At 70.0% G+C, this 25,000-nt stretch carries 23 protein-coding genes and 2 pseudogenes; 11 read left to right on the top strand and 14 right to left on the bottom strand.

What is annotated here, in order from left to right; genetic code table 11:
• Positions 1-5: 5 nt before the first annotated feature.
• From LG395_RS26010 to LG395_RS25995, 4 genes are all read right to left on the bottom strand, one after another.
• Positions 6-461: an Lrp/AsnC family transcriptional regulator gene (locus tag LG395_RS26010; RefSeq protein WP_171153854.1), complete on the bottom strand. Its 456-nt coding sequence runs from the start codon at positions 459-461 to the stop codon at positions 6-8.
• A 57-nt stretch (positions 462-518) separates the two neighbouring features.
• Positions 519-1,169, bottom strand: coding sequence for a UbiX family flavin prenyltransferase (locus tag LG395_RS26005; RefSeq protein ID WP_225811438.1), 651 nt, complete (start codon positions 1,167-1,169; stop codon positions 519-521).
• A 79-nt stretch (positions 1,170-1,248) separates the two neighbouring features.
• Positions 1,249-2,151, bottom strand: coding sequence for a menaquinone biosynthesis prenyltransferase MqnP (gene mqnP / locus LG395_RS26000; protein ID WP_171153858.1), 903 nt, complete (start codon positions 2,149-2,151; stop codon positions 1,249-1,251).
• Positions 2,148-3,605: a menaquinone biosynthesis decarboxylase gene (locus LG395_RS25995; protein ID WP_030640935.1), complete on the bottom strand. Its 1,458-nt coding sequence runs from the start codon at positions 3,603-3,605 to the stop codon at positions 2,148-2,150. The genes mqnP and LG395_RS25995 overlap by 4 nt, the downstream gene beginning before the upstream one ends.
• Positions 3,606-3,688: 83 nt before the next feature.
• Between LG395_RS25995 and LG395_RS25990 the strand changes: the two are divergent.
• Together LG395_RS25990 and LG395_RS25985 are read left to right on the top strand one after the other, a co-directional pair.
• Positions 3,689-4,651, top strand: a pseudogene (locus tag LG395_RS25990) (isopenicillin N synthase family dioxygenase).
• Between the two features lie 153 nt (positions 4,652-4,804).
• Positions 4,805-6,211, top strand: a complete 1,407-nt coding sequence (locus LG395_RS25985) for a condensation domain-containing protein (protein ID WP_225811437.1) — start codon at positions 4,805-4,807, stop codon at positions 6,209-6,211.
• Positions 6,212-6,215: 4 nt separating this feature from the next.
• Here LG395_RS25985 and LG395_RS25980 read toward each other — a convergent pair whose 3' ends face one another.
• The 8 genes from LG395_RS25980 to hemL all read right to left on the bottom strand — a co-directional run bounded on the left by LG395_RS25980 (position 6,216) and on the right by hemL (position 14,470).
• The gene (locus LG395_RS25980; RefSeq protein WP_171153862.1) at positions 6,216-6,623 is read right to left on the bottom strand and encodes an SRPBCC domain-containing protein; all 408 of its coding nucleotides are present in this window, start codon (positions 6,621-6,623) and stop codon (positions 6,216-6,218) included.
• 84 nt (positions 6,624-6,707) lie between these two features.
• Positions 6,708-7,808, bottom strand: coding sequence for a c-type cytochrome biogenesis protein CcsB (ccsB, locus tag LG395_RS25975; protein ID WP_225811436.1), 1,101 nt, complete (start codon positions 7,806-7,808; stop codon positions 6,708-6,710).
• Entirely contained in the window at positions 7,805-9,511 is a 1,707-nt protein-coding gene (gene resB / locus LG395_RS25970; RefSeq protein ID WP_225811435.1) for a cytochrome c biogenesis protein ResB, read from the bottom strand. The genes ccsB and resB overlap by 4 nt, the downstream gene beginning before the upstream one ends.
• A gap of 3 nt (positions 9,512-9,514) precedes the next feature.
• Complete coding sequence (locus LG395_RS25965; RefSeq protein WP_171153868.1) at positions 9,515-10,288, bottom strand: cytochrome c biogenesis CcdA family protein; 774 nt, start codon at positions 10,286-10,288, stop codon at positions 9,515-9,517.
• Between the two features lies 1 nt (position 10,289).
• Positions 10,290-10,880, bottom strand: a complete 591-nt coding sequence (locus tag LG395_RS25960) for a TlpA family protein disulfide reductase (RefSeq protein WP_171153869.1) — start codon at positions 10,878-10,880, stop codon at positions 10,290-10,292.
• 119 nt (positions 10,881-10,999) lie between these two features.
• Complete coding sequence (locus tag LG395_RS25955; RefSeq protein ID WP_225811434.1) at positions 11,000-12,304, bottom strand: polysaccharide deacetylase family protein; 1,305 nt, start codon at positions 12,302-12,304, stop codon at positions 11,000-11,002.
• A 151-nt stretch (positions 12,305-12,455) separates the two neighbouring features.
• On the bottom strand, positions 12,456-13,154 hold the full coding sequence (locus LG395_RS25950) for a histidine phosphatase family protein (protein ID WP_171153873.1): 699 nt from the start codon (positions 13,152-13,154) through the stop codon (positions 12,456-12,458).
• Positions 13,151-14,470 carry a glutamate-1-semialdehyde 2,1-aminomutase gene (gene hemL / locus LG395_RS25945; RefSeq protein WP_225811433.1) on the bottom strand — a complete coding sequence of 440 codons (1,320 nt, stop codon included), beginning with the start codon at positions 14,468-14,470 and terminating at the stop codon, positions 13,151-13,153. Before hemL ends, LG395_RS25950 begins: the two co-directional genes overlap by 4 nt.
• Before the next feature lie 640 nt (positions 14,471-15,110).
• Between hemL and LG395_RS41490 the strand changes: the two genes are divergently transcribed.
• On the top strand, positions 15,111-15,548 hold the full coding sequence (locus LG395_RS41490) for a hypothetical protein (protein ID WP_003974483.1): 438 nt from the start codon (positions 15,111-15,113) through the stop codon (positions 15,546-15,548).
• Positions 15,549-15,660: 112 nt separating this feature from the next.
• Positions 15,661-16,252: pseudogene (locus LG395_RS25935) on the top strand (mobilization protein); the annotation flags it as partial.
• Positions 16,253-16,320: 68 nt separating this feature from the next.
• On the opposite strand, the gene LG395_RS25930 reads toward LG395_RS25935, so the two are convergent.
• Positions 16,321-16,875 (bottom strand): flavoprotein, encoded by a 555-nt coding sequence (locus tag LG395_RS25930; protein ID WP_225811432.1) that lies wholly within the window; start codon positions 16,873-16,875, stop codon positions 16,321-16,323.
• The gene (locus LG395_RS25925; protein ID WP_225811431.1) at positions 16,872-18,143 is read right to left on the bottom strand and encodes a helix-turn-helix domain-containing protein; all 1,272 of its coding nucleotides are present in this window, start codon (positions 18,141-18,143) and stop codon (positions 16,872-16,874) included. Before LG395_RS25925 ends, LG395_RS25930 begins: the two co-directional genes overlap by 4 nt.
• 175 nt (positions 18,144-18,318) lie before the next feature.
• On the opposite strand from LG395_RS25925, the gene LG395_RS25920 reads away from it, so the two are divergent.
• The 7 genes from LG395_RS25920 (at position 18,319) to LG395_RS25890 (ending at position 24,632) form a co-directional block, all read left to right on the top strand.
• Positions 18,319-18,756 (top strand): ATP-binding protein, encoded by a 438-nt coding sequence (locus tag LG395_RS25920; RefSeq protein WP_225811430.1) that lies wholly within the window; start codon positions 18,319-18,321, stop codon positions 18,754-18,756.
• A 2-nt stretch (positions 18,757-18,758) separates the two neighbouring features.
• Complete coding sequence (locus LG395_RS25915) at positions 18,759-20,078, top strand: carboxyvinyltransferase (RefSeq protein WP_225811429.1); 1,320 nt, start codon at positions 18,759-18,761, stop codon at positions 20,076-20,078.
• Positions 20,075-21,310, top strand: coding sequence for a metallophosphoesterase (locus LG395_RS25910; RefSeq protein ID WP_225811428.1), 1,236 nt, complete (start codon positions 20,075-20,077; stop codon positions 21,308-21,310). Before LG395_RS25915 ends, LG395_RS25910 begins: the two co-directional genes overlap by 4 nt.
• Positions 21,310-21,849: a dCTP deaminase gene (gene dcd / locus LG395_RS25905; RefSeq protein ID WP_225811427.1), complete on the top strand. Its 540-nt coding sequence runs from the start codon at positions 21,310-21,312 to the stop codon at positions 21,847-21,849. Before LG395_RS25910 ends, dcd begins: the two co-directional genes overlap by 1 nt.
• A complete protein-coding gene (locus LG395_RS25900; RefSeq protein WP_225811426.1) occupies positions 21,846-22,382 on the top strand; it encodes a dCTP deaminase in 537 nt (178 codons plus the stop codon). The genes dcd and LG395_RS25900 overlap by 4 nt, the downstream gene beginning before the upstream one ends.
• A complete protein-coding gene (locus tag LG395_RS25895; protein ID WP_225811425.1) occupies positions 22,379-23,494 on the top strand; it encodes a glycosyltransferase family 4 protein in 1,116 nt (371 codons plus the stop codon). Before LG395_RS25900 ends, LG395_RS25895 begins: the two co-directional genes overlap by 4 nt.
• A 94-nt stretch (positions 23,495-23,588) precedes the next feature.
• Positions 23,589-24,632 carry a serine hydrolase domain-containing protein gene (locus tag LG395_RS25890; RefSeq protein ID WP_225811424.1) on the top strand — a complete coding sequence of 348 codons (1,044 nt, stop codon included), beginning with the start codon at positions 23,589-23,591 and terminating at the stop codon, positions 24,630-24,632.
• Positions 24,633-25,000 lie beyond the last annotated feature (368 nt).

Here is a 25,000-nt window from a genome sequence, read left to right as displayed (position 1 = left end):
TATCCCTAGACCTCTTCCGGCAGTTCCCCGACCCGGTTCTCCCACTTGGTCGACAGCACGATCGTGGTACGGGTGCGGGAGACGCCCTTCGTCCCGCTGAGCCGGCGGATGGTCTTCTCCAGGCCGTCCACGTCCGTCGAGCGGACCTTGAGCATGAAGGAGTCGTCACCGGCGATGAACCAGCAGTCCTCGATCTCCGGCAGGTCCCGCAGCCGCTGGGCGACGTCCTCGTGGTCGGCGGCGTCGGAGAGCGAGATGCCGATCAGGGCGGTGACGCCGAGGCCCAGGGAGGCCGAGTCCACCGTGGCGCGGTAGCCGGTGATGACACCGGCCGCCTCCAGCCGGTTGATGCGGTCGGTGACGCTGGGGCCCGACAGGCCGACCAGGCGCCCCAGCTCCGCGTACGAGGCCCGGCCGTTCTCCCTCAGGGCCTGGATGAGCTGCCTGTCCACCGCGTCCATGCGATCGAAGCCTTCCGGTGAATGTTCCTGGAGTGATGGGGGGTACTGCTGCTTGCCTTACGTACCGGGTGTGCCGCCGCCCAGCTCGCCCTTCCAGCGCCGGTACAGGCCGTGCGCGACACCGGCCGCGTCCAGCACACGGCCGGCGACGAAGTCCACCAGGTCCTGGATGTGGGTGGCGCCCGCGTAGAAGGCGGGCGAGGCCGGGACGACCGTGGCGCCGGCGTCGTCCAGCGCGACGAGGTGGCGCAGCGTCTGCCCGTTCAAGGGGGTCTCCCGCACGGCGACGACCAGCGTCCGGCGCTCCTTCAGTGTGACGCTCGCCGCGCGCTGGAGCAGATCCTTGGACAGGCCGAGCGCCACACCGGCCACCGAGGCGGTGGAGGCGGGCACGATGAGCATGCCCTTGGCCGGGTACGACCCCGAGGACGGGCCGGCGGCGAGATCGCCCGCGCTCCAGTACCGCACCCCGCTGATGTCCACGTCGAAGGTGCCGGGCTTGCCGTCGGCGCCACGGGCCAGCCACTGCCGCAGGTCGTCCCGCCAGTGGGCGTCCCGGAACGCGATGCCGGTCTCGTCCAGCAGCGTCAGCCGCGAGGCCCGGCTGACCACGAGGTCCACCGCCTCCCCGGCCTCCAGCAGCGCCCGCAGCACGGCAGCGGCGTACGGCGTCCCGGAAGCTCCGGACACCCCCACGATCCAAGGCACACGCTGCGTTTCTCCTGCGTTCACACCTTGAGCGTACCGGCGCGCCCGACCGCCCTCAGGCCGGGTGGTGCCGGGGCGCTCACACGGTCAGACCGCGTACGAGGAGATCGAGCAGCGCGCACACGAACAGGGCGATGCCGATGAAGCCGTTGACGGAGAAGAACGCCCTGTTGAGGCGGGACAGGTCGTGGGGCCGGACGATGGAGTGTTCGTAGAGGAAGGCGCCGGCGACGATCAGCAGGCCCAGCCAGAAGAACGCTCCGGCGTCGGTGGCCAGGCCGTACCAGACGAACAGGGCGGTCGTGATGGTGTGGCAGACCCGCGCTCCCCAGATCGCGGCCGGGACGCCGAAGCGGGCCGGGACCGACAGGACGCCGATCTCGCGGTCGGTCTCGACGTCCTGGCAGGCGTAGATCAGGTCGAAGCCGCCGATCCAGATGCCGACGGCGAGGCCGAGGATCACCGCCGTCCAGGACCACTCGCCGCTGATCGCCAGCCAGCCGCCGATGGGGCCCATGGACTGGGCGAGACCCAGGATGGCCTGCGGGAAGTTCGTGAACCGCTTCCCGTAGGGGTAGACCACCATCGGGACCACCGCCACCGGCGCGAGCGCCAGGCAGAGCGGGTTGAGCAGGGCCGCCGCGCCCAGGAAGACCACCAGGGCGATCAGGGCGCCCGTCCAGGCGTGCCGGACCGACATCGCGCCGGTGACCAGTTCGCGGTGGGCCGTGCGCGGGTTGCGGGCGTCGATCTCGCGGTCGATGATCCGGTTGACGGCCATCGCGAAGGTGCGCAGGCCGACCATGCAGACCGTGACCAGGAGCAGACGGCCCCAGTGGATGTTGCGGTCCCACTCGTACATCGCCGTGAGGGAGGCGATGTAGGCGAAGGGCAGCGCGAAGACCGAGTGCTCGATCATCACCAGGCGCAGGAACGCCTTGGTGCGGCCGGGCCGGGGGATGGCGGCAGAGGCCGACGTCACAGTCCGTACTCCTTCCAGCGGCGGTCCACCAGGGCCGCCGTATCCGGGTCCGAGAGGACCATGTCGGGCCAGCCGCCGTCGCGGGTGTAGCCCTCCTCGGGCCACTTCCGCGTCGCGTCGATGCCCGCTTTGCCGCCCCAGAACTGCTGGTAGGAGGCGTGGTCCAGGTGGTCGACGGGGCCTTCCACGACCGTGAGGTCACGGGCGTAGTCGGTGTTGCCGAGGGCCCGCCAGGCGACCTCGTGCAGGTCGTGCACGTCACAGTCGGCGTCCACGACCACGATCAGCTTCGTCAGGGACATCATGTGCGCCCCCCAGATCGCGTGCATCACCTTCTGCGCGTGCTTGGGGTACTTCTTGTCGATCGAGACGATCGCGCAGTTGTGGAAGCCGCCGGCCTCCGGCAGGTGGTAGTCCACGATGTCCGGGACGATGATCTTGAGCAGGGGCAGGAAGAAGCGTTCCGTGGCGCGGCCGAGCGGGCCGTCCTCGGTCGGGGGGCGGCCGACGACGATCGACTGGAGCAGGGGACGCCTGCGCATCGTCACGCAGTCGATCCTGAGGGCCGGGAAGGGTTCCTGCGGGGTGTAGAAGCCGGTGTGGTCGCCGAACGGGCCCTCGGGCAGCATCTCGCCCGGCTCCAGCCAGCCCTCCAGCACCACCTCGGCGTTGGCCGGGACCTGGAGCGGGACCGTCTTGCAGTCGACCATCTCGATCCGCTTGCCCGCGAGGAACCCGGCGAAGAGGTACTCGTCGATGTCGCCGGGGAGCGGGGCGGTGGAGGCGTACGTCACGGCCGGCGGGCAGCCGAAGGCGATGGCCACCGGGAGCCGCTCGCCCCGGCGCGCGGCCACCTGGTAGTGGTTCCGGCTGTCCTTGTGGATCTGCCAGTGCATGCCGATGGTGCGCTTGTCGTGGCGCTGGAGGCGGTACAGGCCCAGGTTCCGGATGCCGGTCTCGGGGTCCTTGGTGTGGGTCAGGCCCAGGTTGAAGAAGGAGCCGCCGTCCTTCGGCCAGGTGAACAGCGCCGGCAGCCGTTCGAGGTCGACGTCGTCGCCCTGGAGGACGACCTCCTGCACCGGCGCGTTGTCGGGCTTCACCTTCTTCGGCGGGACGTGGGCCATCGCGCCCAGCTTGCCGAAGGCCTCGCGGACGCCGACGAAGCCGTGCGGCAGCTCGGGCCGCAGCAGGCCGCCGATCTTCTCGGAGATCTCGCCGTACGACTTCAGGCCCAGCGCCTTCAGCAGGCGGCGGTCGGTGCCGTACACGTTCATGGCGAGGGGCATGTCCGAGCCGCGCACGTTCTCGAAGAGCAGCGCCGGGCCGCCGGACTTCTGCACCCGGTCGACGATCTCCCCGACTTCCAGGTACGGGTCGACCTCGGCCTTGATGCGCTTGAGGTCGCCCTCGCGCTCCAGCGCCCGGAGCAGGGAGCGAAGATCGTCGTAAGCCATGTGCCCAAGTATCGCCGACGTACCGCTTTGTCCTCGCGGCCACCCCCGCAAGCGGGGTCCGTGCGGCGCCGGGGAGTGGAAACATGGCTGCTGTGATTCCCACCATCGATCTGCGGATCTGGACCGAGGGGGACGCGATGCGGCGGGCCGTGCTCGCCCGCACCGTCGACCAGGCCCTGCAGTCCGCCGGCTTCCTGCTGGTCACCGGGCACGGCGTGGACCCCGCCCTGCGGGCCGGGATCCGGTCGGCCGCCCGGGAGTTCTTCCTGCTGCCCGCCGGCGTCAAGCAGCGCTACGCGGCGAAGGTCGGCGGGCGCGGCTGGCTCGGGCCGGGCGCCGAGGCCAACGGGTACGCGGAGGGCACCGAGACCCCGCCGGACCTGAAGGAGTCGCTGACCTTCGCCACCGCCGAGCCGTTCGAGGACCCTCGCGTCAACGCCGAGTGGTACGCGCCCAACGTGTGGCCCGCGGAGGTGCCCGCGCTGCGCGGGCTGTGCGAGGAGTACCTGGGCCGGATGGTCGCGCTGGAGAAGGAGCTGCTGGCCCTGCTGGCCTGCGCGCTCGGACTCGGCGCCGACTTCTTCACCCGGCACATGGACCACCCGACGTACGGCTTCAACATCAACTGGTAGCCGGGCACGGAGATCGTCGGCACACCCGAGCCGGGGCAGTTCCGGATCGGGCCGCACACCGACTTCGGGACCGTCACCGTCCTCGACCGGCAGGCCGGCAAGGGCGGGCTCCAGGTGTACACCGACACCGGCGGGTGGCAGGACGCGCCGTACGACCCGGCCGCGTTCACGGTCAACATCGGCGACCTGCTGGCCCGTTGGACCGGGGACCGGTGGCGGTCCGGGCGGCACCGGGTGCTGCCGCCGCCCGTGGACGCGCCCGCCGAGGAGCTGATCTCGCTCGTCTACTTCGGCGAGTGCACCCCGGGCACGCTGGTGGAGTCCCTCCCGGCGCCGGTGGGCCGGGTGGCGTACCCGCCCGTCGACTCGCACGTGTACCTCCGCGAGAAGCTGGACTCGATCACCGTCGAGTGAACCCCTGACCGGTCACCGACGGTTATTCACTTCCACGTTCGGCCCGCCACCCGTTCCGTTGAATTGAACCGGCCGGGCATGTCCCGCCCGCGTCCCACGGCATTGGCTTCCAGGGGGCCCGCATCCAGGGGCCCCTTGTGCGATGGGAGACGCGTGCGAATCACTGACATCCAGCGCTGCGAGGTCCGGCCGGGACGGCTCGTCGAGTGGACGTTGAGCCCGGCGACCGTCGCGGCGGCGACGGCGCTCCCGGACGACTCCCGGCCGCCCGCCTACATCCAGGAGTCGCACATCAGGACGGCCAGGTGCGTCCGGGAGGACGGGCTGTTCGTGCCGACCTGGCTCGGCACCGCCTTCGACCTGCCCGGCCCGGTCGACCTCGACGTGCTGGAGCGGGCACTGCGCGCCTGGACCGTACGGCACGAGACCCTGCGCAGCGGCTTCCGCTGGGCCGGTGACGAACTGCGCCGCTTCACGCTCGACGCGGCCGACGTGTCCCTGAGCCGGGCGGAGGCGGGCGACTTCCCCGACGCCGGCGACCTCGTCCGCCACCTCCAGGACCGCTTCGACACGGTCGCGGACGCGTTGCGCTGGCCCAACCTGATCTACACGGCCGTCGTCCGGGACGACGGCGCGAGCGTCTACATGGCCTTCGACCACAGCAACGTCGACGCCTACTCCCTGCACCGGCTCGCCGCCGAGATCCAGGAGCTGTACGCGGCGGGCCTGGCCGGCACCCGACCGGACTCCGCCGCGCCCGCCGCGAGTTACGTCGACTTCTGCGAGATCGAGCGCGCGGACGCGGACGGCATCGACGGCCGGCACGCGTTCGTGGACCGCTGGCGGGAGTTCATCCACCGCTGCGACGGCACGCTGCCGGGCTTCCCGGTGGACCTGGGCCTGACCCCGGGCGGCCCGCTGCCCACGCAGCGCATGCTGTGCGAGCCACTGGCGGACGCGGACGCGGCGGCGGCGTTCGAGGCGTACTGCCGGCCGTACGGCGGCAGCCTGGTCGGGCTGCTGGCCGCGACCGGGCTCATCGTGCACGAACTCGGCGGGCAGCCGGTGTACCGGACGGTGGTGCCCTTCCACACCCGGGTGAAGTCGCGGTGGACGGATTCCGTGGGCTGGTACGTGGGCGGCGCCCCGATCGAGGTGCCCGTGGGCCGCACCCGCGGCTTCCCGGAGGCCCTGCGGGCGGTCCGCGCCGAACTCCAGGCGAACCGGTCGCTGGCCCGGATGCCGCTGGCCCGGGTGCTGAGCCTGCTCGGCGCGGACTTCCGGCCGACCTCCCCGGACCTGTACTCGATCGTGTCGTACGTCGACACCCGCGCCATCCCGGGCGCCGAGCGGTGGGCGGAGCTGAAGGCGTACGGGCTGATGCGGGTGTCGTACGGCGACCAGGTGTGCGTGTGGGTCAACCGGCTGCCCGACGGGCTGTGGCTGGCGAGCCGGTACCCGGACACGGACGTCGCGGCGAAGAACATGCGGCTCTACGTCGAGCGGCTGCGGGACCGGATCGCCTCGGTGGCCCACGACAGCCTGTCCGCGGTCTCCTAGGCGCTCAGCCGCGCCCCGGCTCCAACGCCTCGATCAGCCGCTGGAAGCGACCCCGCCAGCGCTGTTCCGACTCCTCCTCGCCCTGGAACTCATGGGTGAAGCGGAGGACGCTGCCGTCCTCCCCGTCCCGCTCCAGGTGGAACCGGAGCCGGCCGCCGGCCCCGACCGTGTACTCCGCGACCCGGTCCACGTCCCACGCGGTGACCTGCCCCTCGCCCAGGTCGCGCAGGGTGACCGCGCCGCCGAGCCGGGGTTCGAGCACGTCGGCCGCGGTGAACCAGGACGCCAGCCCCTCCGGCGTGGCCAGCGCGGCCCAGACCTCCTCCATGCGCCGGGGGAGCCGCACCACGAAGTGCAGGATGTGCGTGTTCCCGTGCGTCTGGCTGGTGCCCTGTGCGATGGAACCGCTCATGACACCAGCCTGCCTCCGGGCCCGGGGATGCGCACGTGGTCACGGGCGCTCCCCCGCGGGCGCGGGCGCGCGGTCGCCCGGCGGTCACACGCCCGCGTAGGAGTGCTTGCCGGTGACGAAGATGTTGACGCCGTAGTAGTTGAACAGCCAGCAGCCGAAGGCGATCAGCGCCAGGTAGGCGGCCTTGCGGCCCTTCCAGCCGGCGGTGGCCCGGGCGTGCAGGTAACAGGCGTAGGCGACCCAGGTGATGAAGGACCAGGTCTCCTTCGGGTCCCAGTTCCAGTACCGGCCCCAGGCGTCGCCCGCCCAGATCGCGCCCGCGATGATCGTGAACGTCCACAGCGGGAAGACGGCCGCGTTGACCCGGTAGGCGAACTTGTCCAGGGACGCGGAGGCGGGCAGCCGCTCCAGCACCGAGGAGGCGAACTTCCCGGGCTTGCCGCCGAGCTGGAGCTTGTTCTCGTACGAGTCCTTGAACAGGTACAGGATCGTGGCGACCGCGCCGACGTAGAACACGGCACCGCAGAAGATGGCGGTGGAGACGTGGATGTACAGCCAGTACGAGTGCAGGGCCGGCACCAGCTGGTCGCTGGCCGTGTACAGCACGGTGACCGCGAGGCCCAGGTCCAGCAGGACCGTCGTCACGAGGAACAGACCGAGCCAGCGCACGTTCTTCTTCAGGGCCAGCAGCGTCAGGTACACGCCGACGGCGACCGTGGAGAAGGTGATGTTGAACTCGTACATGTTGCCCCACGGCGCCCGCTCCACGGAGGCCGCGCGGGCGACGACGCCGCCCAGCTCCACCAGGAACGCGAGCACGGTGAGGGAGATGGCGATCCGGCCGTAGAGGTCGCCCTGCTCGTCGCCGCCGTGGGCGCCGGGACCGTCCGGCACGTCCCGCGCGCCGGACACCGAGCGGACGACGACCTTCGGCCGCTCCAGCACGGCGGTGCCACCGGCCCGCTGCACGGTGACGGCGGGCCCGCCCGCCGTCCGCTCGCTGTCGGCGGTGAGCGCGGCGGCCGTACGGGCGACCTTGCTGCGGCTGCCGAACAGCCACTCGGCGATGTAGGCGAAGAAGGCCAGGGTGTAGACCGCCATCGACGAATAGATCAGCGTGTTGCTGATGCTCGCGAGGTGTTCGTTGGTCGCGGCGGCGAGATCGGTTGCGGCGGCGAGAGTCACTTCTCAGCCCCTTCGGCAGGTACGGCTTGGGGGTCGGGGGTTGCTGCGGGGTCGCCGGGGTCGGGTGCCCCCGGCGCCTGGTCGTAGAGGATCGCGGCGAGGTCGCCCAGCTCCTCGGGCACCTTCGCGGACTCGCTGCGGCCGAGCCCGGCCATCTCGACCACCGTGACGCCGTCGGCACCGCGCACCGCGCGCACCCAGACCCGGCGGCGCTGGATGAACAAGGACCCGGCCAGGCCGAAGATCGCGGCGAGGGCACCGGTGAGCGCCCAGCCGCCGCCCGGCTCCTGGACGATCTCGAAGCCGGCCCACTCCTTGACGTCCTTCTCGAAGGTGATGGAGCCGGCGCCGCCCGGCAGCTTCATGGTCTCACCGGGCTTGAGGTTGTCCCTCAGCTGCGCGCCCTTGGCGTCCTTGTAGTCCTTCATGTGGGACTTGTCGAGCTGGTACACGCTCTGCGGCAGGCCCGAGTCGACGCCCAGGTCGCCGTGGTACGGCTCCAGGTTCAGCACCGGGTTCAGCAGCGCGGGGAAGGCCGAGGCGATCTCCATGCCGGCCCCGCCGTAGGTCGGCAGGAAGAAGGCCTTGATGCCGAGCTGCTCCTTCTTGCCGTCGGCGTCGCGGTAGCCGTCCATGACCTTGACGACACCCTGGGAGGTGACGTTGCCGTCGAGCGGCAGCAGCGGCACGGCGTCGCGGTAGACCACCTTGCCCTTGCCGTCCCGGACGGTGATCACGGGCGCGTAGCCATGGCTGACCAGGTAGACCTTGGAGTCGTCGATCTTCAGCGGCTCGTTGACCTTGATGGTGGTCGTGGTCTGCTTGCCGTAGGCGCCCTTGTTGTAGGCGATCCTCGCCTGGAAGGTGCGCGCGGTGCCCCGGTTCGGGCCGCTCAGCTCGTAGGTCCCCTTGAAGTCCTTCAGGGTGAAGCTGAACGGGACCAGGTCGTCGGGCTGGAACAGGCTGCCGGACTTGAAGTCGTCGTACATCGGCAGCGCGTTGGAGAAGCCGTCGCCCTCCACCATCAGCTTGGTGCCGTCGGACTTGTACAGCTGGCCCGAGGCGAAGGCGACGAGCAGCACGATCAGGGCGATGTGGAAGACCAGGTTGCCCAGCTCGCGCAGGTAGCCCTTCTCGGCGGCCACGGCGTCACCGACGACGTGGGCGCGGAAGCGGCGCTTCCGCAGCAGCGCGAGCGCGGCCTCGCGGACCCGCTCGGGGTCCTCGGTGGTGCGCCAGGTGGTGTGGGCGGGCAGCCGGTTCAGCCGCCTGGGCGCGCCCGGCGGGCGGCCCCGCAGCTGGCCGACGAACTGCCACGTGCGCGGGACGATGCAGCCGATGAGGGAGACGAACAGCAGGATGTAGATCGCGGAGAACCACACCGAGCTGTACACGTGGAACAGGCCGAGCTTGTCGTAGACCGGCGCGAGCGTCTTGTGGGCGGCGCGGAAGTCCTCGACCTTGCTCACGTCGGCGCCGGTCTGCGGGATCAGCGAGCCGGGGATCGCGCCGAGCGAGAGCAGCAGGAGCAGCAGCAGCGCGACCCGCATGGAGGTCAGCTGCCGCCAGAACCAGCGCGCCCAGCCGGTGACACCGAGGCCGGGCAGGATGGTCTGCTCCTCCTGCGGCGCGGTGGACAGCTGGGAGCCGGCCGCTCCCAGCTCCTCCCGGTCCCGGCTGGTGTCGGTGTCGGTCTTGCTCATCGGTCAGATCCCCACATTGAAGCCGCCGGACCAGGTCTGCATCTGCTGCACCAGGCTGTTCCAGGCGCCGGTCAGCAGCAGCACACCGGTCACGATCATCATCGAGCCGCCGATGCGCGTCACCCACACATAGTGGCGCTTGACCCAGGCGAAGGCGCCGAGGGCCTTGCGGAAGCCGATCGCGGTGAGCACGAACGGCACGCCGAGGCCGAGGCAGTAGACGACCATCAGCAGGGAGCCGCGCGCCGCGCTCGACTCCTGGAAGGAGAGGAAGTTCACCGAGGAGAGCGTCGGGCCCATGCAGGGCGTCCAGCCGACGCCGAAGAGGGCGCCGAGCAGGGGCGCCCCCAGCAGGCCGCCCGTCGGCCGCTTGTGGAAGCGGAACTCGCGCATGGTGAACCAGGGCAGCAGCCCCATGAAGAAGACGCCCATGGCGATCATGAGCACGCCGAGCACCTTGGACAGGGTGCCCTGGTAGTCGATCAAGCTGGCGCCGAAGTAGCCGAAGAGGGCGCCGCCGGAGACGAACACGGCGCTGAAGCCGAGCACGAACAGGGAGGCGCCGGCCACCATCCGCCCCCGTCTGGCCTCGGCCAGGTCGGTGCCCGCGACGCCGGTCACGTAGGAGAGGTAACCGGGGACCAGCGGCAGCACACAGGGCGAGAAGAAGGAGACGAGCCCGGCGAGCAGCGCGACCGGCAGGGCGACCAGCAGGGCGCCGTGCAGGACCGTCTCGTTCTGACCCGTCTCCGCGGCCAGCGTCAGCAGCGCGCTCACGTCACTTCTCCGCGAGGACCGGCTTGATCATCTTGAGCAGGCCGGTGTCGTCGAGCGCCTCCAGGGCCCGCGCGGCGACCTTGCCGTGCCGGTCGATGACGAGCGTGGAGGGGATGATCTGCGGGTTGAGGGTGCCCTTCTTGAAGCGGAGCATCAGCTTGCCCGTGGGGTCGTACAGGCTCGGGTACTCCACGCCGTGCTCCTTCTCGAAGTTCACGGCCGGGGTGGTGCTGGTGTCCCGGGTGTTGATGCCGACGAACTGGACACCCTTGTCCTGGTACTCCTTGGAGACCTTGGCGAAGTACTGCGCCTCCTCGCGGCACGGTCCGCACCACGAGCCCCAGACGTTGACGACGACGACCTTGCCCTTGTAGTCGGCGACGTCCAGGGTCTTGCCGTCGATGGTCGTGCCCGACAGGTCCGGGGCCGTGGCGCGCTTGCCGGCGGGGACGGTGTCGACGCCGTTGTTCCCGGTGACGAAGTGGGTGTCGCCACCGCCTCCGGAGGTGCCGCCCTTACCGCACGCGGACAGGGACAGGGCCGCGACGGCGGCCACGGCGCTGAGCAGGACGGCGCGGCTACGGGTACTCATGTGAAAAGTTTCGCATGCCCGTTCCGGGGATCTCGCGCACCCCCCTGCCGGGCGGAAAACCGCATTTCAGGGCGTATTTACACAGGACATTTCAGACAGAGGACCCGGTCGGCGCCGCCTCAGGCGGCATCGGAGGAGGCGGAGCCGCCGGCCCGCAGGAACTCCTTCCAGCCGCCCGCCGGCCGCTGTCCGACCTCGAGCGTCCGCAGCCTGGCGAGCACCTCGGGCTTCTGCACGTCCATCCAGTCCACGAACTGCCGGAAGGAGACCAGCCGCACGTCGGCGCCCTTCTCCTTCTCGCGCGCGATGTGCTTGAAGGCCTCCTCCACGGAGTCCATGTAGATGCCGCCGTTCCACTGCTCGAAGTGGTTGCCGACGAAGAACGGTGCCCGGTTCGTCTCGTATGCCCGCTGGAATCCCTGGATGTACGCCTGCGCGGACTGCTTGCGCCAGCCGGGGTAGTTGTAGGCCGGCGCCTTGGTGGAGTTCAGGGACTGGTTGGCGAGCATGTTGTAGTCCATGGACAGCACCTCGAAGGAACGTCCGGGGAAAGGTATCTGCTGCAACGGCAGGTCCCAGATCCCCAGCTTCTTCCCCGGCCACATCTGACGGCCGCCCGGCGAGGAGGCGTCGTAGCGCCAGCCCAGCTTCCGGGCGGTGGGCAGCAGGTGGTCCTGGCCGAGCAGACAGGGCGTACGGCCGCCGACCAGCTCCTTGTCGTAGTCGAACGGCAGCGAGGGCAGGTCGGTCCAGCCGGTGTTGGTCCGCCACTCCTTCACGAACGCCTTGGCCTGCCGGATCTCGCTCTCCCACTGCTGCGGGGTCCAGTTGCCGACCGTGCCCGTGCCGGCGCAGAAGTGCCCGTTGAAGTGGGTGCCGATCTCGTGCCCCTCCAGCCAGGCCCGGCGCACGTTCGTCAGCGTGGCCTTGATGTGCTCGTCGGTGAGGTAGCCGATGTCGGAGGCGCCGCGCGGGTTGTTCGGCGGCTCGTACAGCCGCTTCTTCGACTCGGGCAGCAGGTACAGGCCCGAGAGGAAGAAGGTCATGGACGCGCCGTGCTCCTTGGCCAGGTCCAGGAAGCGCGGGAAGAGCCCGTTGCCCACCTCGCCGGCACCGTCCCAGGAGAAGATCACGAACTGGGGCGGGGTCTGTCCCGGCTCCAGCGGCTCGGGCTTGGCCGGCTGGTGCGGCTGCCTGCCGGTGAAGGAGGTGGAGCCGTCACCGATGGGCCGCGCCGGATGCGCGGTGCTCCCCTTCCCGTCCCCGTGCCCCCGCCCGGGCTCGCCCCGGCCGGAACCGTCCGGGTGGCCACCGCCGTCCGAGGACGTAAGGCTCCCGCAGCCGGCGAGCGAGGCGGCGGCCGCCGCGCCCGCGCCGAGGCCGAGCATTCCCCGCCGGGAGAAGGTCCGGGAGAAGGTGGGCATGGAAATCCCCGATTCGTCGCTGCCTGCTGGACACCCAGTCAGAGGGCAGGACGATCGGGGAGGTTCCGCGCATTCTTATGTTTTTCGTAACAGTAACCGTGAAAGTGCGCTAAGCGACACCAAACGGACCGTCAGTGACGAGTGAGCCCGGTCAGGCGCCGAAGGCCTTCCCCTGGGGGGTGCCCTTCCCCTTCTGGGGCTTGGCACCGGCGCGCAGGTGGACCGGGACCAGATCGATGGCGGGCTCGCTGTAGCCCACGGACACGATCTTGTCACCCAGATATGTGAAAGTCGTCAGGGAGGCCAGCGTGCACTGCCGCTTGCGCGGGTCGTGCCACAGCCGCCGCCGCTCGACGTACGAGCGCACGATCCAGATCGGCAGCTGATGACTGACCAGCACCGCCTCGTGGCCGCGCGCCCGGTCCTTGGCCGTGTTCAGCGCGCCCATCATCCGTACGACCTGGTCCACGTACGGCTCGCCCCAGGACGGCCGGAACGGGTTGACGAGGTGCTTCCAGTTGTCCGGATTGCGCAGTGCGCCGTCGCCGACGCCGAACGTCTTGCCCTGGAAGACGTTCTCGGCCTCGATCAGCCGCTCGTCCGTGTCGAGATCCAGCCCGTGCGCCTTGGCGATCGGCGTGGCGGTCTCCTGCGCCCGCTCCAGCGGGGAGGCGCAGACATAGGTGACGTCCCGCGGGGCGAGGTGCTCGGCGACCCGCTCGGCCATCTGCCGGCCCAGCTCGGACAGGTGGTAGCCGGGCAGCCGCCCGTACAGGACCCCGTCCGGGTTCGCGACCTCGCCGTGCCGCATGAGGTGGACGACGGTGACGTCCTTGCTGCTGTCGCTCATTCTGCCGTGGCCTCCGCAGCCGCCCGGGCCGCCGCCGGAAGGGCGTCGGCGATCTTCTGAAGGGCCCGCTCGTCGTGGGCCGTGGACACGAACCAGGACTCGAAGGACGACGGCGGCAGGTACACGCCGTTCGCCAGCATCGAGTGGAAGAACGCGGTGAAACGGTACGACTGCTGCCGCTTGGCGTCCTCGTAGTCGCGCACCTGCCGGTCCGTGAAGAACACGGAGAACATGTTGGAGGCGGTCTGCACCCGGTGCGCGACGCCCTCCTTCGACAGCGCCTCGCCGACGAGCGTCCGGATCTGCTCGGAGACGGCGTCGACCTTGGCGTAGGCGGCGTCGTCGAGCAGCCGCAGCTGGGCGAGGCCGGCGGCGGTGGCGACGGGGTTACCGGAGAGGGTGCCGGCCTGGTACACCGGCCCCGCGGGGGCGAGGTGGGCCATCACATCGGCCCGCCCGCCGAACGCGGCGGCCGGGAAGCCGCCGCCCATGACCTTGCCGAAGGTCATCAGGTCGGGAGCGACGCCCTCGACGCCGTACCACCCGGCGCGGCTGGTACGGAAGCCGGTCATCACCTCGTCGGAGATGAACAGGGCGCCGTTGCGCCGGCAGGAGTCCCTGAGGGCCTGGTTGAAGCCGGGGTCCGGCGGCACGACGCCCATGTTGCCCGGCGACGCCTCGGTGATCACACAGGCGATCTCCCCGGGGTGCCGGTGGAAGGCCTCCTGCACGGCCTCCAGGTCGTTGTACGGCAGCACGATCGTGTCGCCGGCCTGGGCACCGGTGACGCCGGGCGTGTCCGGCAGCGCGAAGGTGGCGACCCCGCTGCCGGCCGCGGCGAGCAGCGAGTCCACGTGCCCGTGGTAGCACCCGGCGAACTTGATCACCTTGGACCGCCGGGTGAACCCGCGGGCGAGCCGGATGGCGGACATGGTCGCCTCGGTGCCGCTGCTGACCAGCCGCACCTGCTCCACGGGCGCCACCCGGGCGACGATCTCCTCGGCGAGCGCGACCTCACCCTCGCCGGGCGTGCCGAAGGACGTACCGCGGGCCACGGCCTCCTGCACGGCGGCGATGACCTCGGGGTGCGCGTGCCCGAGGATCATGGGCCCCCAGGAGCACACCAGGTCGACGTACTCGCGCCCGTCGGCGTCGGTGAGGTAGGCCCCCTTGCCCGACACCATGAACCGGGGCGTACCGCCGACGGCGCGGAAGGCGCGCACCGGGGAGTTGACGCCGCCCGGGGTGACGACGGAGGCACGGTCGAAGAGCGCCTGTGACACGGGCGCGTCGTAGGGATAGGGCGTTTCGCTCATGGCACTCATGACGTGCGGCTACTCCGGCTTCTCGGACTCCGGTTGCGGGCTGACCTCCTCAGGGTAGGCCGAACCCCGCGCCGAGCCCCGGCCGGACCGCGGTGAAGACCGCGACCGGAGGCGGTGGTGACCGCGACCGGAGGCGGTGGTGACCGCGACCGGGCGCGGCGGGTCCCAAGATCACAGCGAGGACATCCCTCATCTGCGAGACTGAGAGCTGATACACAAAGCCCATACGCACGTACTCATCAGGGGCCGGATGATCAGGGCCGGGAATCCCCCCGCGTGGACTGTTGTTCCACCGCACGTTTCGGCGGGCGGCCGTGGGGGAGGTCACTGACACGATGATCGGGTTGCGCGGCGGGGGCCACGCGTCCTAGAAAAGCAGTCGGGTGGAGATATGCATCGCGGTGGCGGACTGGGCGAGGGGACTGATGACCTGGGTCCTCGACGTGCCCGGCGGGGAAGGCACCGGCGCGACGCGGAGGAAACGACCGAGACACGTCAGACCGACGCACGACAGACACAGGGTGTACCGAGTGAGCCCGAGCGGTACGACCGGCAGATCGACCGGGATCTCGACCGCCGGCTCGACCAGCGGGCCGACCGCCTCCGGGCGGGGAGCAGGAATGGTGGTCGGGTGGGGGTGACGTACAAATACTTCGGCGCGCCGGACGGCGCGACCGCGGCCCGGGTCCCCATCTCGATGCGCCCCGAGGAACTCGGCGGCGACGAGCTGGGCATGAACGGCATGTTCACCAAGATCAAGCCGGAGACGATGGCCGCGATGGTGCTGACCGGCATCGAGGGCGTCCCCCTGCACAAGGTGCCACCCCTGGAACTGGTCGTCCTGCACCCCGACTACGCGGTCGTCAAGCTCCCCATGACGGTCGTCGATCCCCTGCGCGGCATCGGCGAGGAAGCGGTCGGCGCGGCGGCCTTCATCTGGTCGACGGTCCCCGACCGGGGCGGTCCTCGGGACGCGTTCAACGTGTACCAGTTGCTGCACGAGTGGCAGGACTTCTCGCACCGGCTGCACGAGGCGGGGCATCAGCCGTACTGCCTTGTGTGGCCCTGACCTGGGGTTTCGGTGGGTTCGGGCGGGGCTCTCGGGTCCCTCTCTCGCTCGTGCCCGAGGGAGGCCGTCAGGCGGCCGGGGCACATTGAGGGCACACCGGTTTCGCTGAGGGCGGGGTGCCGTCCGAGCCCTGCGCACCGCGCCGGTCACCAGCAACGGCTCCGGGCTGGCGATGTTCCTCGACATCGCCGTCCTCATCGTCATCGCCACAGCCCGCTGGCACCAAGCCCGCCGGCACGACCAGCAGGTCGCCGCCGCCCACCAGACCCTGGCCCATCTCCAGACCGCCTACCGACAGGCTGCTGCCGGGCCGCTGGCCGCCCTGGCTCAGCGCCAACCACCGGCACGCGCCGTGGAACGGCACGCCCAGCGGATCCTCGTGATCCTGCCCGACCACGCCCAACAGGTCCTCGACGACCCTGCCTGGCCCGCACTGGCCGCAGTCCTCACCGAAGCCGAGAACTCTGGCCACGACCCCGAGCAACTCACAGCACGCCGCACGCCAGCGCACCCTCGACGACGCCCGCTCCACCGCCAGGACCCTCACCTGGCGCGTCCAACGCCTCGCCGCCCGGCAGGCTCCCAGCGCCCGAGCACGGGCTGCCCAAGCCCGCACCAGCGTTGCAGCCCGGCCGGCACAGCCTGGCCAGACTCCGTCCAGCCCGTCACAGCCTGGCAGGGCGGCACCTGCTCGACACCGGTGATGCCGTCAGCGGGCGCGGAGGTACCTGCCGCGTCCACCCTTCAGGTTTCCCACACCGAGGGAACAGCGTCACCGCACCGTGTTGACCAGAGGCTCCAGCAAGTCCAGTGCTTCCTCCCAGCGGAAGCGGTCCGCCGCGCCGCCGGCCCTCGGCCGGTGCGGTTCGCAGGAACCGATCAGGACACCCATCCCCCGTAGCCGGTCCAGGCTCTGCTGGTAGGCGAGATGGGCGGCCTGGGCGGAGTTCAGGTAAGGCAGCACCACAGTCGGGATGTCCATGCCGTACGCCTCGCACAGGATGCCCAGGGCGAGGGTGTCGGAGATCCCGGCGGCCCACTTGTTGATCGTGTTGAAGGTGGCGGGAGCCACGGCGATCGCGTCCGCCGGGGGCAGTGGGCGCGGGTCTCCCGGTGAACGCCAGGCGGAGCGGATCGGGTAGCCGGTCTGTGCCTCGATCGCCGTAGCATCGATGAAGCCAAATCCCCGCGGTGTGGCGATGACGCCGACATCCCAGTTCGCCTCCTGGGCGGCCGTGATCAGCCTGCCGACGTCACGGGCCACGCCGGCCGCGCACACGACGACGTACAGGAAGGCCTTCTTGTCCGGGGCAGTCGGTTCGGTCACGCGGGGACTCCCAGTTGGCGGCTGAAGTGGTGCAGTTCCGGCAGGGTACGTCGGCGGTCGCGGGCGGCCATATCGGCGACCAGGTTGCGGACGTCGGGGCGGCGGATGTCCTGGGCGGCGCAGGTCTCGGCGATCCTCAGGGCTTGGTAGCCGTCGGCAAGGTGGCCCTGCTGGCTGTAGGCGCGAGCCGCTTCGACCCATAGTGCGGCCCGGCGTTCGGGGACCGGGATGTGCCGGCGCATGAGGGGCCGGGCCGCCTGAAGGGCGAGGCCGGCGTCGCCGAAGGCCACCAGGGCGCTCAGCTCGTGCAGGGCGACGTTGGTCGGGCTGAAGGTGGCCCAGGCGTCGGGCCGGTCGAGAGTGACGTACCGCGAGACTTCTTTCGCTTCGGTGAGGAATTCCTTCGTGGCCGCGCGATCACCACGACTGCTGGCCGCGGTCACACCTCGCAGGAGCAGCAGTCCCACGGCGGCAAGGTACTTCGGTGAACGCCGGTCGTAGGAGCCGGTGAGCTGGTCGGCGGTGTGCCGGACCAAGGTGACGGCCTCCGTGGCGTGCTTCTCACGGACCAGCACGTGGGCCTGGACACGGACGCTGGAGGCGAGGACCACCGGATCCCCCGAGCGTTCGGCCTCGGCCATCGCCCGGCCGACGGCGAGCCATGCGTTGCCCTGGTCGTGCTGCTTGAGCAGCAAGCTCGTCGTCGTCTGGTACGCCGTGGCCAGGAGCCGGGACACCGTTTCCCCGTCCGTCGCATCACCGACCGCCAGTCGCAGGTCGGCAATCAGGCTCGGGAGGGTGCGCTCCAACTCCGTGTATTGGCAGGTGTGGAAAAGCCTCAGTGCTGATCCGACGCGTTCATACAGGACGGCCGTGTCCTGGGGGCCACCGGTGCCCGCGGGGCCGGGACCGGGCAGGAGGGCCTGGACGAGGGCGGTGTGCGAGGCCGAAGAGCCGGCCGGGGCCGCGAGCGCTGCGATGCTCGCGGCGAGGAAGGTGCGGCGGTGCATGTCGTCAGCTTCTTGATCGGCGGCGGAGACGTCCTGAGACGGGGCGAGGCCCAACTCATGAGGCAGGATGTTCAGTTCCTGCGCGATGGCGCGTAATACGCGGATGTCCTCCGTGCCGCGACCACTCTCCAGACGGCTCACCTTGGACTGGTGATACCCGAGCGCTGCGGCCACGTCGTGCTGTGAACGCCGCTGTAACACCCGCGCCTGACGGATCCGGTCTCCGATCCGTCTCGCCTCCCCATGCGCGTCGGCCATCTGCCACGGCTCCTTCCGCCGTCGCTGATCCTGCCTGCTCAATCGAGCATAGATCAGCCGTAGTTGGCCGTGATGCAGCCCCTGCATAAGTCATGCATCGCCCGCGTCAGGGCTCACCACTCACGGCGACGGACTGGTTGCTTGGTGTGGCCCCACCTACACCGGGAGGCCGCTCATGGAAGCGCACCAGCTCGCCCTTTCCCTACCCGCGACGCCCGCCGCAGCAAGCCAGGCCCGGCACCAGGCCGTGGACGCGATAGCGGGCTGGGGCTCGGGACTGGGCGCCGAGGTGGTGCACACAGCCGAACTGCTGGTCAGCGAGCTCGTCACCAACGCGGTCCAGTACGCCGGCACCGGATCCGTCTCGCTCGCGGTCTGTCTCGACGAGGCCGTCCTGCGGATCGAGGTCTGCGACACGAGCCCGGTCCTGCCCCAGCCGGCTCTGCCCGACGCGGACAGCGAGGGCGGCCGGGGTCTGTTCCTCGTCGCCGCTCTCGCCGACCGGTACCACGCCGAACCGACGAAGGACGGCAAGCGCTGCTGGGCCGAGATCGATCTGACCAGCAAACCCAGCCAGGAAGTCGCCTGTTTCCTGCCCCTCCAGAGGAGTTGATGATGACGACCACCCACGCCCCCGGCGTGGCCGCCGAGGTGATCGCCGTACGCCCCGGGCCGCCGCTCGCCGGCACCGTGAGCGTCGACGGCTCCAAGAACGCCGCTCTGCCGCTCCTGGCCGCCGCGGCGGCCCTCGGTCGCCCGGGCCGATTGAGCAACGTCCCGGACAGCACGGACGTCCAGATCATGCTCACTCTGCTGCACCAGGCGGGTTGGCATGTCACGCAGCCCGTCGGCGAACCAACCACTTACGTGATCCTGCCGACGGAGGCATCTCAACGACTGCCCGATCTGGCGCAGGCAGCCCACATCCGCGCCTCGTACTACCTCGTCCCCGCCCTGCTCGCGCGTTACGGCCGGGCGCGGCTGCCTTGGCCGGGTGGCTGCCGGATCGGTGCGCGCGGGATGGAGCTGCACTTCAAGGTGTGCGAGGCGTTCGGCGACCGGAGCCGGCAGAACAGCTCCGGTTACGGCATCGAAGCCCTCAGCTCTCACACGGGCACCGTCTCCATCGCACTGCCCTTCCGCTCTCGCGGTGCGACCGTGGCCGCGACACTGCGCGCCCTCACAACCGGCCGCCCCTTACGGCTGGGCCAACCCAACCTCTCGCCCGAAGTCCTGAGCATGCTCGACGCCCTGAGTTCGGTGGGCTGGGAGACGCGCGCCAACGAGCATGTACTGACTCTCTCGCCGCCCTCTTCGCCGCCGACTGCCCCCGCTGCCTGGACCGTGCCCGGAGACAAGATCGAGGCAGCCACGCTGGCCTGCGCGATCGCCGCGACGCGCGGTACTGCCCGTATCGACGGCGTGCAGGGCAAGGACGTAGGCCCGTTCGTGGCTGCCCTTCATCAGCTCGGCATCCCCGCAGACGCGGAGCCGGGTGGCCTTACTGTCCGCGCGCATGAGACAGCCCCCACTGGTCGTCCCCTGCGGGCCATCGCCTCTCTGAGCCCTGCGGGCCTCGACGCCGACTTCGAACCACCGCTCATGGCACTCGCCCTCGGACTGCCCGGCACGCATCTGTTCGCCGACGCCATCAATCCCGGCCGCCACGGCAACCTGCTGCCGCAGCTGACCCGCCTGGGCGCCCGGATCGAGGAGATCTCCCCCACCGAATGCCGCCTGACAGGGCCCCAGCAGCTGACGGGCGCGGGCGTCGAAGCCACCGACATCCGCACCGGGTCCGCCCTCATGGTCGTCGGCCTCACGGCCCGGGGCGTCACCACCATCGGCGGCCTCAACCAGCTGCGCCGCGGCCACGCCGACCTGTCCGGCAAGCTGCGCATCCTGGGCGCCGACATCTGCGAGGTCACCCCATGACCACCGACGACCGGAACCTGCGCCAGATCGTCGCCACGACGGACGTCCACTCCTCCTTCGACAACGCCGCGCCCTTCCTGACCCACCTCCACGCGCTGCGCCCGACCTCGCTCATCGTGGACTGCGGCGACTTCTTCGAAGGCAGCGGCTACTACCGCCTCGCCCGAGGCACCATCGAGCGGGAGATCCTGCTGAAGCTGTATGACGTGCTGGCCCCTGGCAACCACGGCTGGCCCCACCACTTCGAACCCGACCTTCACCGGCGCACTGTCTGCGCCAACGCCGTCGATGCCAACACTGGCGACGCTCTCTTCAGCCGCCTGCACATCGCCGACATCGATGGACGGCGCGTCGGCGTAACCGCCGTAATCGGTCAACAAGCCTTCCACTCGATCCCGGCCGCCCAACGAGCCGGCCACTGCGTCACCGATCCCCTCCAGGCCCTGCGCGAGGTGATTCTCGCCCACGTTCACGAGGTGGACAGCTGGGTTCTGCTCAGCCACTCCGGCTTCGACGAGGACCGGAAACTCGCGGCGGCTTGTCCGTTCCTCGACGTGGTCTTCGCCGGGCACTGCCACAGCGATCAGTACGGGCCCGTCCGAGTCGACGGCACCCTGGTCGTCAAGGGTCGGGAGCTCGCCGAAGGCTATGCGATCGCCACGCCCGTGGGCGCGGGATGGGGCGCGGGCACTACATCCTTCCCGGATCAGGTCCCGAGCTTCGTCCCTGCGGAGCTTGCGGGCCTGCGCTCACGCATCGAGGACGTCGGACAGCAGCTGGCCGCCGTCCTCGGCGCCATCAGTCCGACCTACCGCCACCAGCCCCTCGACCGGCGCAACGTGCTCCTGGACCTCGCCGCCCGCCTGCGTACGGCACTCGGGGCAGACACGGTCATCCTCAACGAGACGGCACTACGCGCCGTACCACTCGGCGACACCCTCACCCAGGGCCACCTGCTCTACATCGAGCCGTTCGCCAACCAGCTGGTGCACGCCCACGTACCTGAGCTGGCACGCAGCGACCTCCCCGGCTGGCTGTCACATCTGACCACCCAGACCGGCCCGCTCGTCACCGCCCCCGATCCCTTGCCGGATGCCGTGACCACCGTGCTGACCACCGACTACCTCGCCGACACCTACCTCGGCGAGCGCACGCACGAGGCCGGCCTGCGTCTGGACCAGGCTGTCCAGCACGTCCTCACCGCCCCCGACACCGCGGAAGGAGGCAGTTAATGATCCTCACCGGCCCGGAGATCACCGCAGCCGCTCACGACGGCCGCCTCCGCATCACCCCCTTCGCCGCCGACCAGGTCAACCCCAACAGCTACAACGTGCGTCTGGGCCCCACCTTGATCACGTACACGAGCGCGGTCCTGGACGCCCACCGGCCCAACCCCACCCGCGAAACCACCATCGGCCCGGACGGGTACGTCCTCCAGCCAGGCGAGCTCTACCTCGGCCACACCCTCGAAGAGGTCGGCTCCGACACCTTCGTCCCGCTGCTGTTCGGCCGCTCCTCCGTCGGACGTCTCGGCCTGTTTGTCGAGATCACCGCCCCCATCGGCGACATCGGCTTCCACGGCCAGTGGACGCTCATGCTCACCCCGATCCGACCGCTGCGCGTGTACGCCGGCATGAAGATCGGGCAGATCATGTTCTTCCTCTCCACCGGCGCCATCGAACCCTACCGGGGCAAGTACCAGGCCGCCGCAGGACCGCAGCCCTCCGCCTACTGGCGAGACCTCGCCCGGCTCCAGGTGGTGGCATCGTGATTCTCACCGGGCCCGCCATCGCCGCCGCCGTCGAGGCCGGCGAGATCACCATCGACCCGTACGAGCCCAGCCGCGTCTCCCCCAACGCCTACGACTGGCGCCTCGGCAACACCATCCGCGTCTGCGACGGCGACCTCGACGCCGCAATGCCCACCACCTTCACCGAGCAGGCCATCCCCGACGTCGGCCTGGTGCTGCGCCCTGGCCTCCTGTACCTGGGCATCACACTGGAGCGGACTGGTTCGGAGACGTACGCGCAGATGCTGAACGGCGACCGCACCACCGGCTCCCTGGGCATCTGGGTCCACGTGTCGGCTCCGCTTGGGCACCAGGGCCACGCGATCCGCTGGACGCTGGAGATCCGCGCCGTCCGACCGGTGCGCGTGTATCCAGGCATGACCTTCGGCAAGCTCGTCTTCCTCACCACCTTCGGCGCCCCGGCGAGCTACCAGCAGCAGCCGGCCAAGTACGCGTCCACGGAGGGCATCGACATCTCGCGCCTCTACGAGGAGATCGACGGAGGAGTGCGATGAACGCCACCTCGGCCACCGGCCCGATGGCCGCCACCTTCCTGGATCTCCCCGCCGGAAGCCCCGGCGGCAGCGTCGTGCTCTTCCTCGACCTCTACACCGGCGAGCAACCCCTCATCCCGGCCCGCGCCTTCATGCTCGCACCACCTGGTCACGCTCCCCGTCCACCCACCGGCCTCAACCTGCTCCCCGCAGCAGGCAAATGCCTGGAAGGAGCAGCCTTCAGTCGCTACGTCACCACCCTGCGCAGAGCGCTTACAGCCACGCTCGATCCCACACGGATCGACGTCCTCCACTTGCAGCACCTCGCGTTCGGCGCCACCCCAGCCCTCATCCGCGCCCTACCCGCACACCCCCGGATCGCCCTCGTCCACGGCACGGACCTGCTCTTCGCCGAGACCCACCGAGACCAGCTCCAAGTGCTGCGCGAGACAGCCAGGGCCGCCGACGCCATCGTGGTCCCCACCAACGCAATGGCCGACCGCCTCCTCAAGCTCGCCCCGCAGATCGAACGCCGCAAGATCACCCACATCCCCTGGGGCATCCCCGACCACCTGCTTACCGCCCCGCCCGGCCGGCCGGCACGCACGTCCACCAGCCACCTGCGGATCCTGTACGCAGGACGCCTGACCGCCGAAAAGGGTGTCGAGGCCCTGATCAAGAGCCTGGCTCCCGTTCCCGGTGTCGAGCTGAGCGTCGCAGCGCCCAAAGCCCAGTTCCACGCACTGGCGCCACTGCTGCAACGAGCCGGCGTACGAGTCCGCTACCTCGGCTGGCTCCGCCGCCCACAGCTATGGAGAGCCTTCACCGAACACGACGTACTAGCCGTGCCGTCCACCACCCTGGAAGCCATGGGACTCGTCGCACTGGAAGCCCAAGCATGCGGGCTCCCCGTCCTCTACCAGCCCGTCCCCGGCCTCAACCAAGCCCTCGCCGCTTCCGGCATGGCCACCGACTTCACTCACTCCGCCGCACTCGCGCGCGACCTCGACCGGCTGCGAAGGACACCCGGGCTGATGACCGCCCTCCAGCAGGCGGGCTATGCCAACGCGGCACGCTATCCCCTCTCGGCGACCGCACGATCCCTGACCGACCTCGGCCGACAGCTCACCTGAACCGACCGCCAGACAACCCGACACGTCACTACCCGAACCGCTCCACGAACGTCACTACGCTGACCGACGGGACACCCCGGCGAAGAGGGAGACCATGACGTACGACCGCGACCGCATCGAAGCCCTGCTCGACGAGGGAGTCCGCGACAAGGTGTACCCGGGCGCCGTGTGGGCCCTCGGCGACGCCACCGGCACCCTCGCCCGGGGCACCACCGGCGTCCTCGACCCCGACGAGCCGGAGGTGCCCATGCGCACCGACACCGTCTTCGACGCCGCCAGCCTCACCAAGATCCTGGCCGTCTGGTCATCCATCGGCGCCCTGTGGGAGGACGGAACCCTCGACCTCGACCAGCCGCTCGGCAGCTTCTGGCAGGAGGTCACCGGACACCCACTCGGATCCGTCACCGCCCGGCAGCTGCTGACGCACACCGCCGGCGTCCCACTGCGAGCCCAGCTGAAGAACCTTTACGGCACCAACCCACAGGAGATCCGGCGAGGCGTCCTCCGTGAGCAGCTCCACCGACCTCCGGGTGAGGCAGTCGAGTACACCGACCGGGCCGCCCTCATCCTGGGCTATCTCGCCGAACACCTCTCCGGCCAGCCCTTGGACCAACTGGCCACCACCCGCACCTGGCTCCCACTGGGCATGACCTCCACCCGCTTCGGCCCCTTGCCCGCCAGCCTCGCGGCGCGCTGCGCGCCCACCGAACTAGACCAGGACACCGACACCCACCTCAAGGGGGTCGCCCACGACTTCTCGGCCCGCCTCTTGGGCGGCGTCTGCGGCATCGCCGGCGCCTTCACCGTCTTCGACGACCTCGCCGTCTTCCTCCAGTACATGCTCGCCCCTGCCGCTTCCCAGTTCCGGGCTGGTTTCGGGAGCGAGTGGGTGACCCACTCTCTGACGATCCAGACGGGCCAGCTCCAGCCTGCTCGTGGCCTGTTCTGGCACCCCGCTCCCGGCACGACCGCCGACGAGGACGCCTGGGTCCACTACGGCTTCACTGGCACAGGCATGTGGATCTCCACCACCAAGGACCGCTGGGCGGTTCTCCTGACCAACAAGCTCTACTACACAAGGGATCGTGGGCCATTGACCGAGGTTCGCAACACCTTCCGTGAACTCGCCTTCAACTGATTGGTCAAAACGGAACCCAGGCCCCATCCGACGTCCGGTGTTGAGCGCAACGCTGCCCGCCCACCCGCTAGACGGCTGGCCGTATTCGGACAGCGGACACACGGTGCGATGCAGCTGAGACCGAACAAGCGCTACCAATGCGACGGAGATAACAGGACCGGCTCCAGTGGCCCACCCTTTTCGTCCGACTTAGCGTGGAATGCACCGCTCTTCAGACAGGGGTGATGTCAGTGCCATAGGGAAGACTCTGGATGTGGGGGAGGGAGACTCATGACTGACCAGCAAAATGGCTCTGACCAGCGCATACCTGCTCCGAATGGTTGCCGATGGTGTGGGCTTGAGGCGCGGGAGCATGCGCAGCGCTGGAA

This window comes from Streptomyces spinosus, assembly GCF_020400655.1.
GTDB classification, from domain to species: Bacteria; Actinomycetota; Actinomycetes; order Streptomycetales; family Streptomycetaceae; genus Streptomyces; species Streptomyces argyrophylli.
This window is presented reverse-complemented; position numbering and strand designations above follow the sequence as displayed.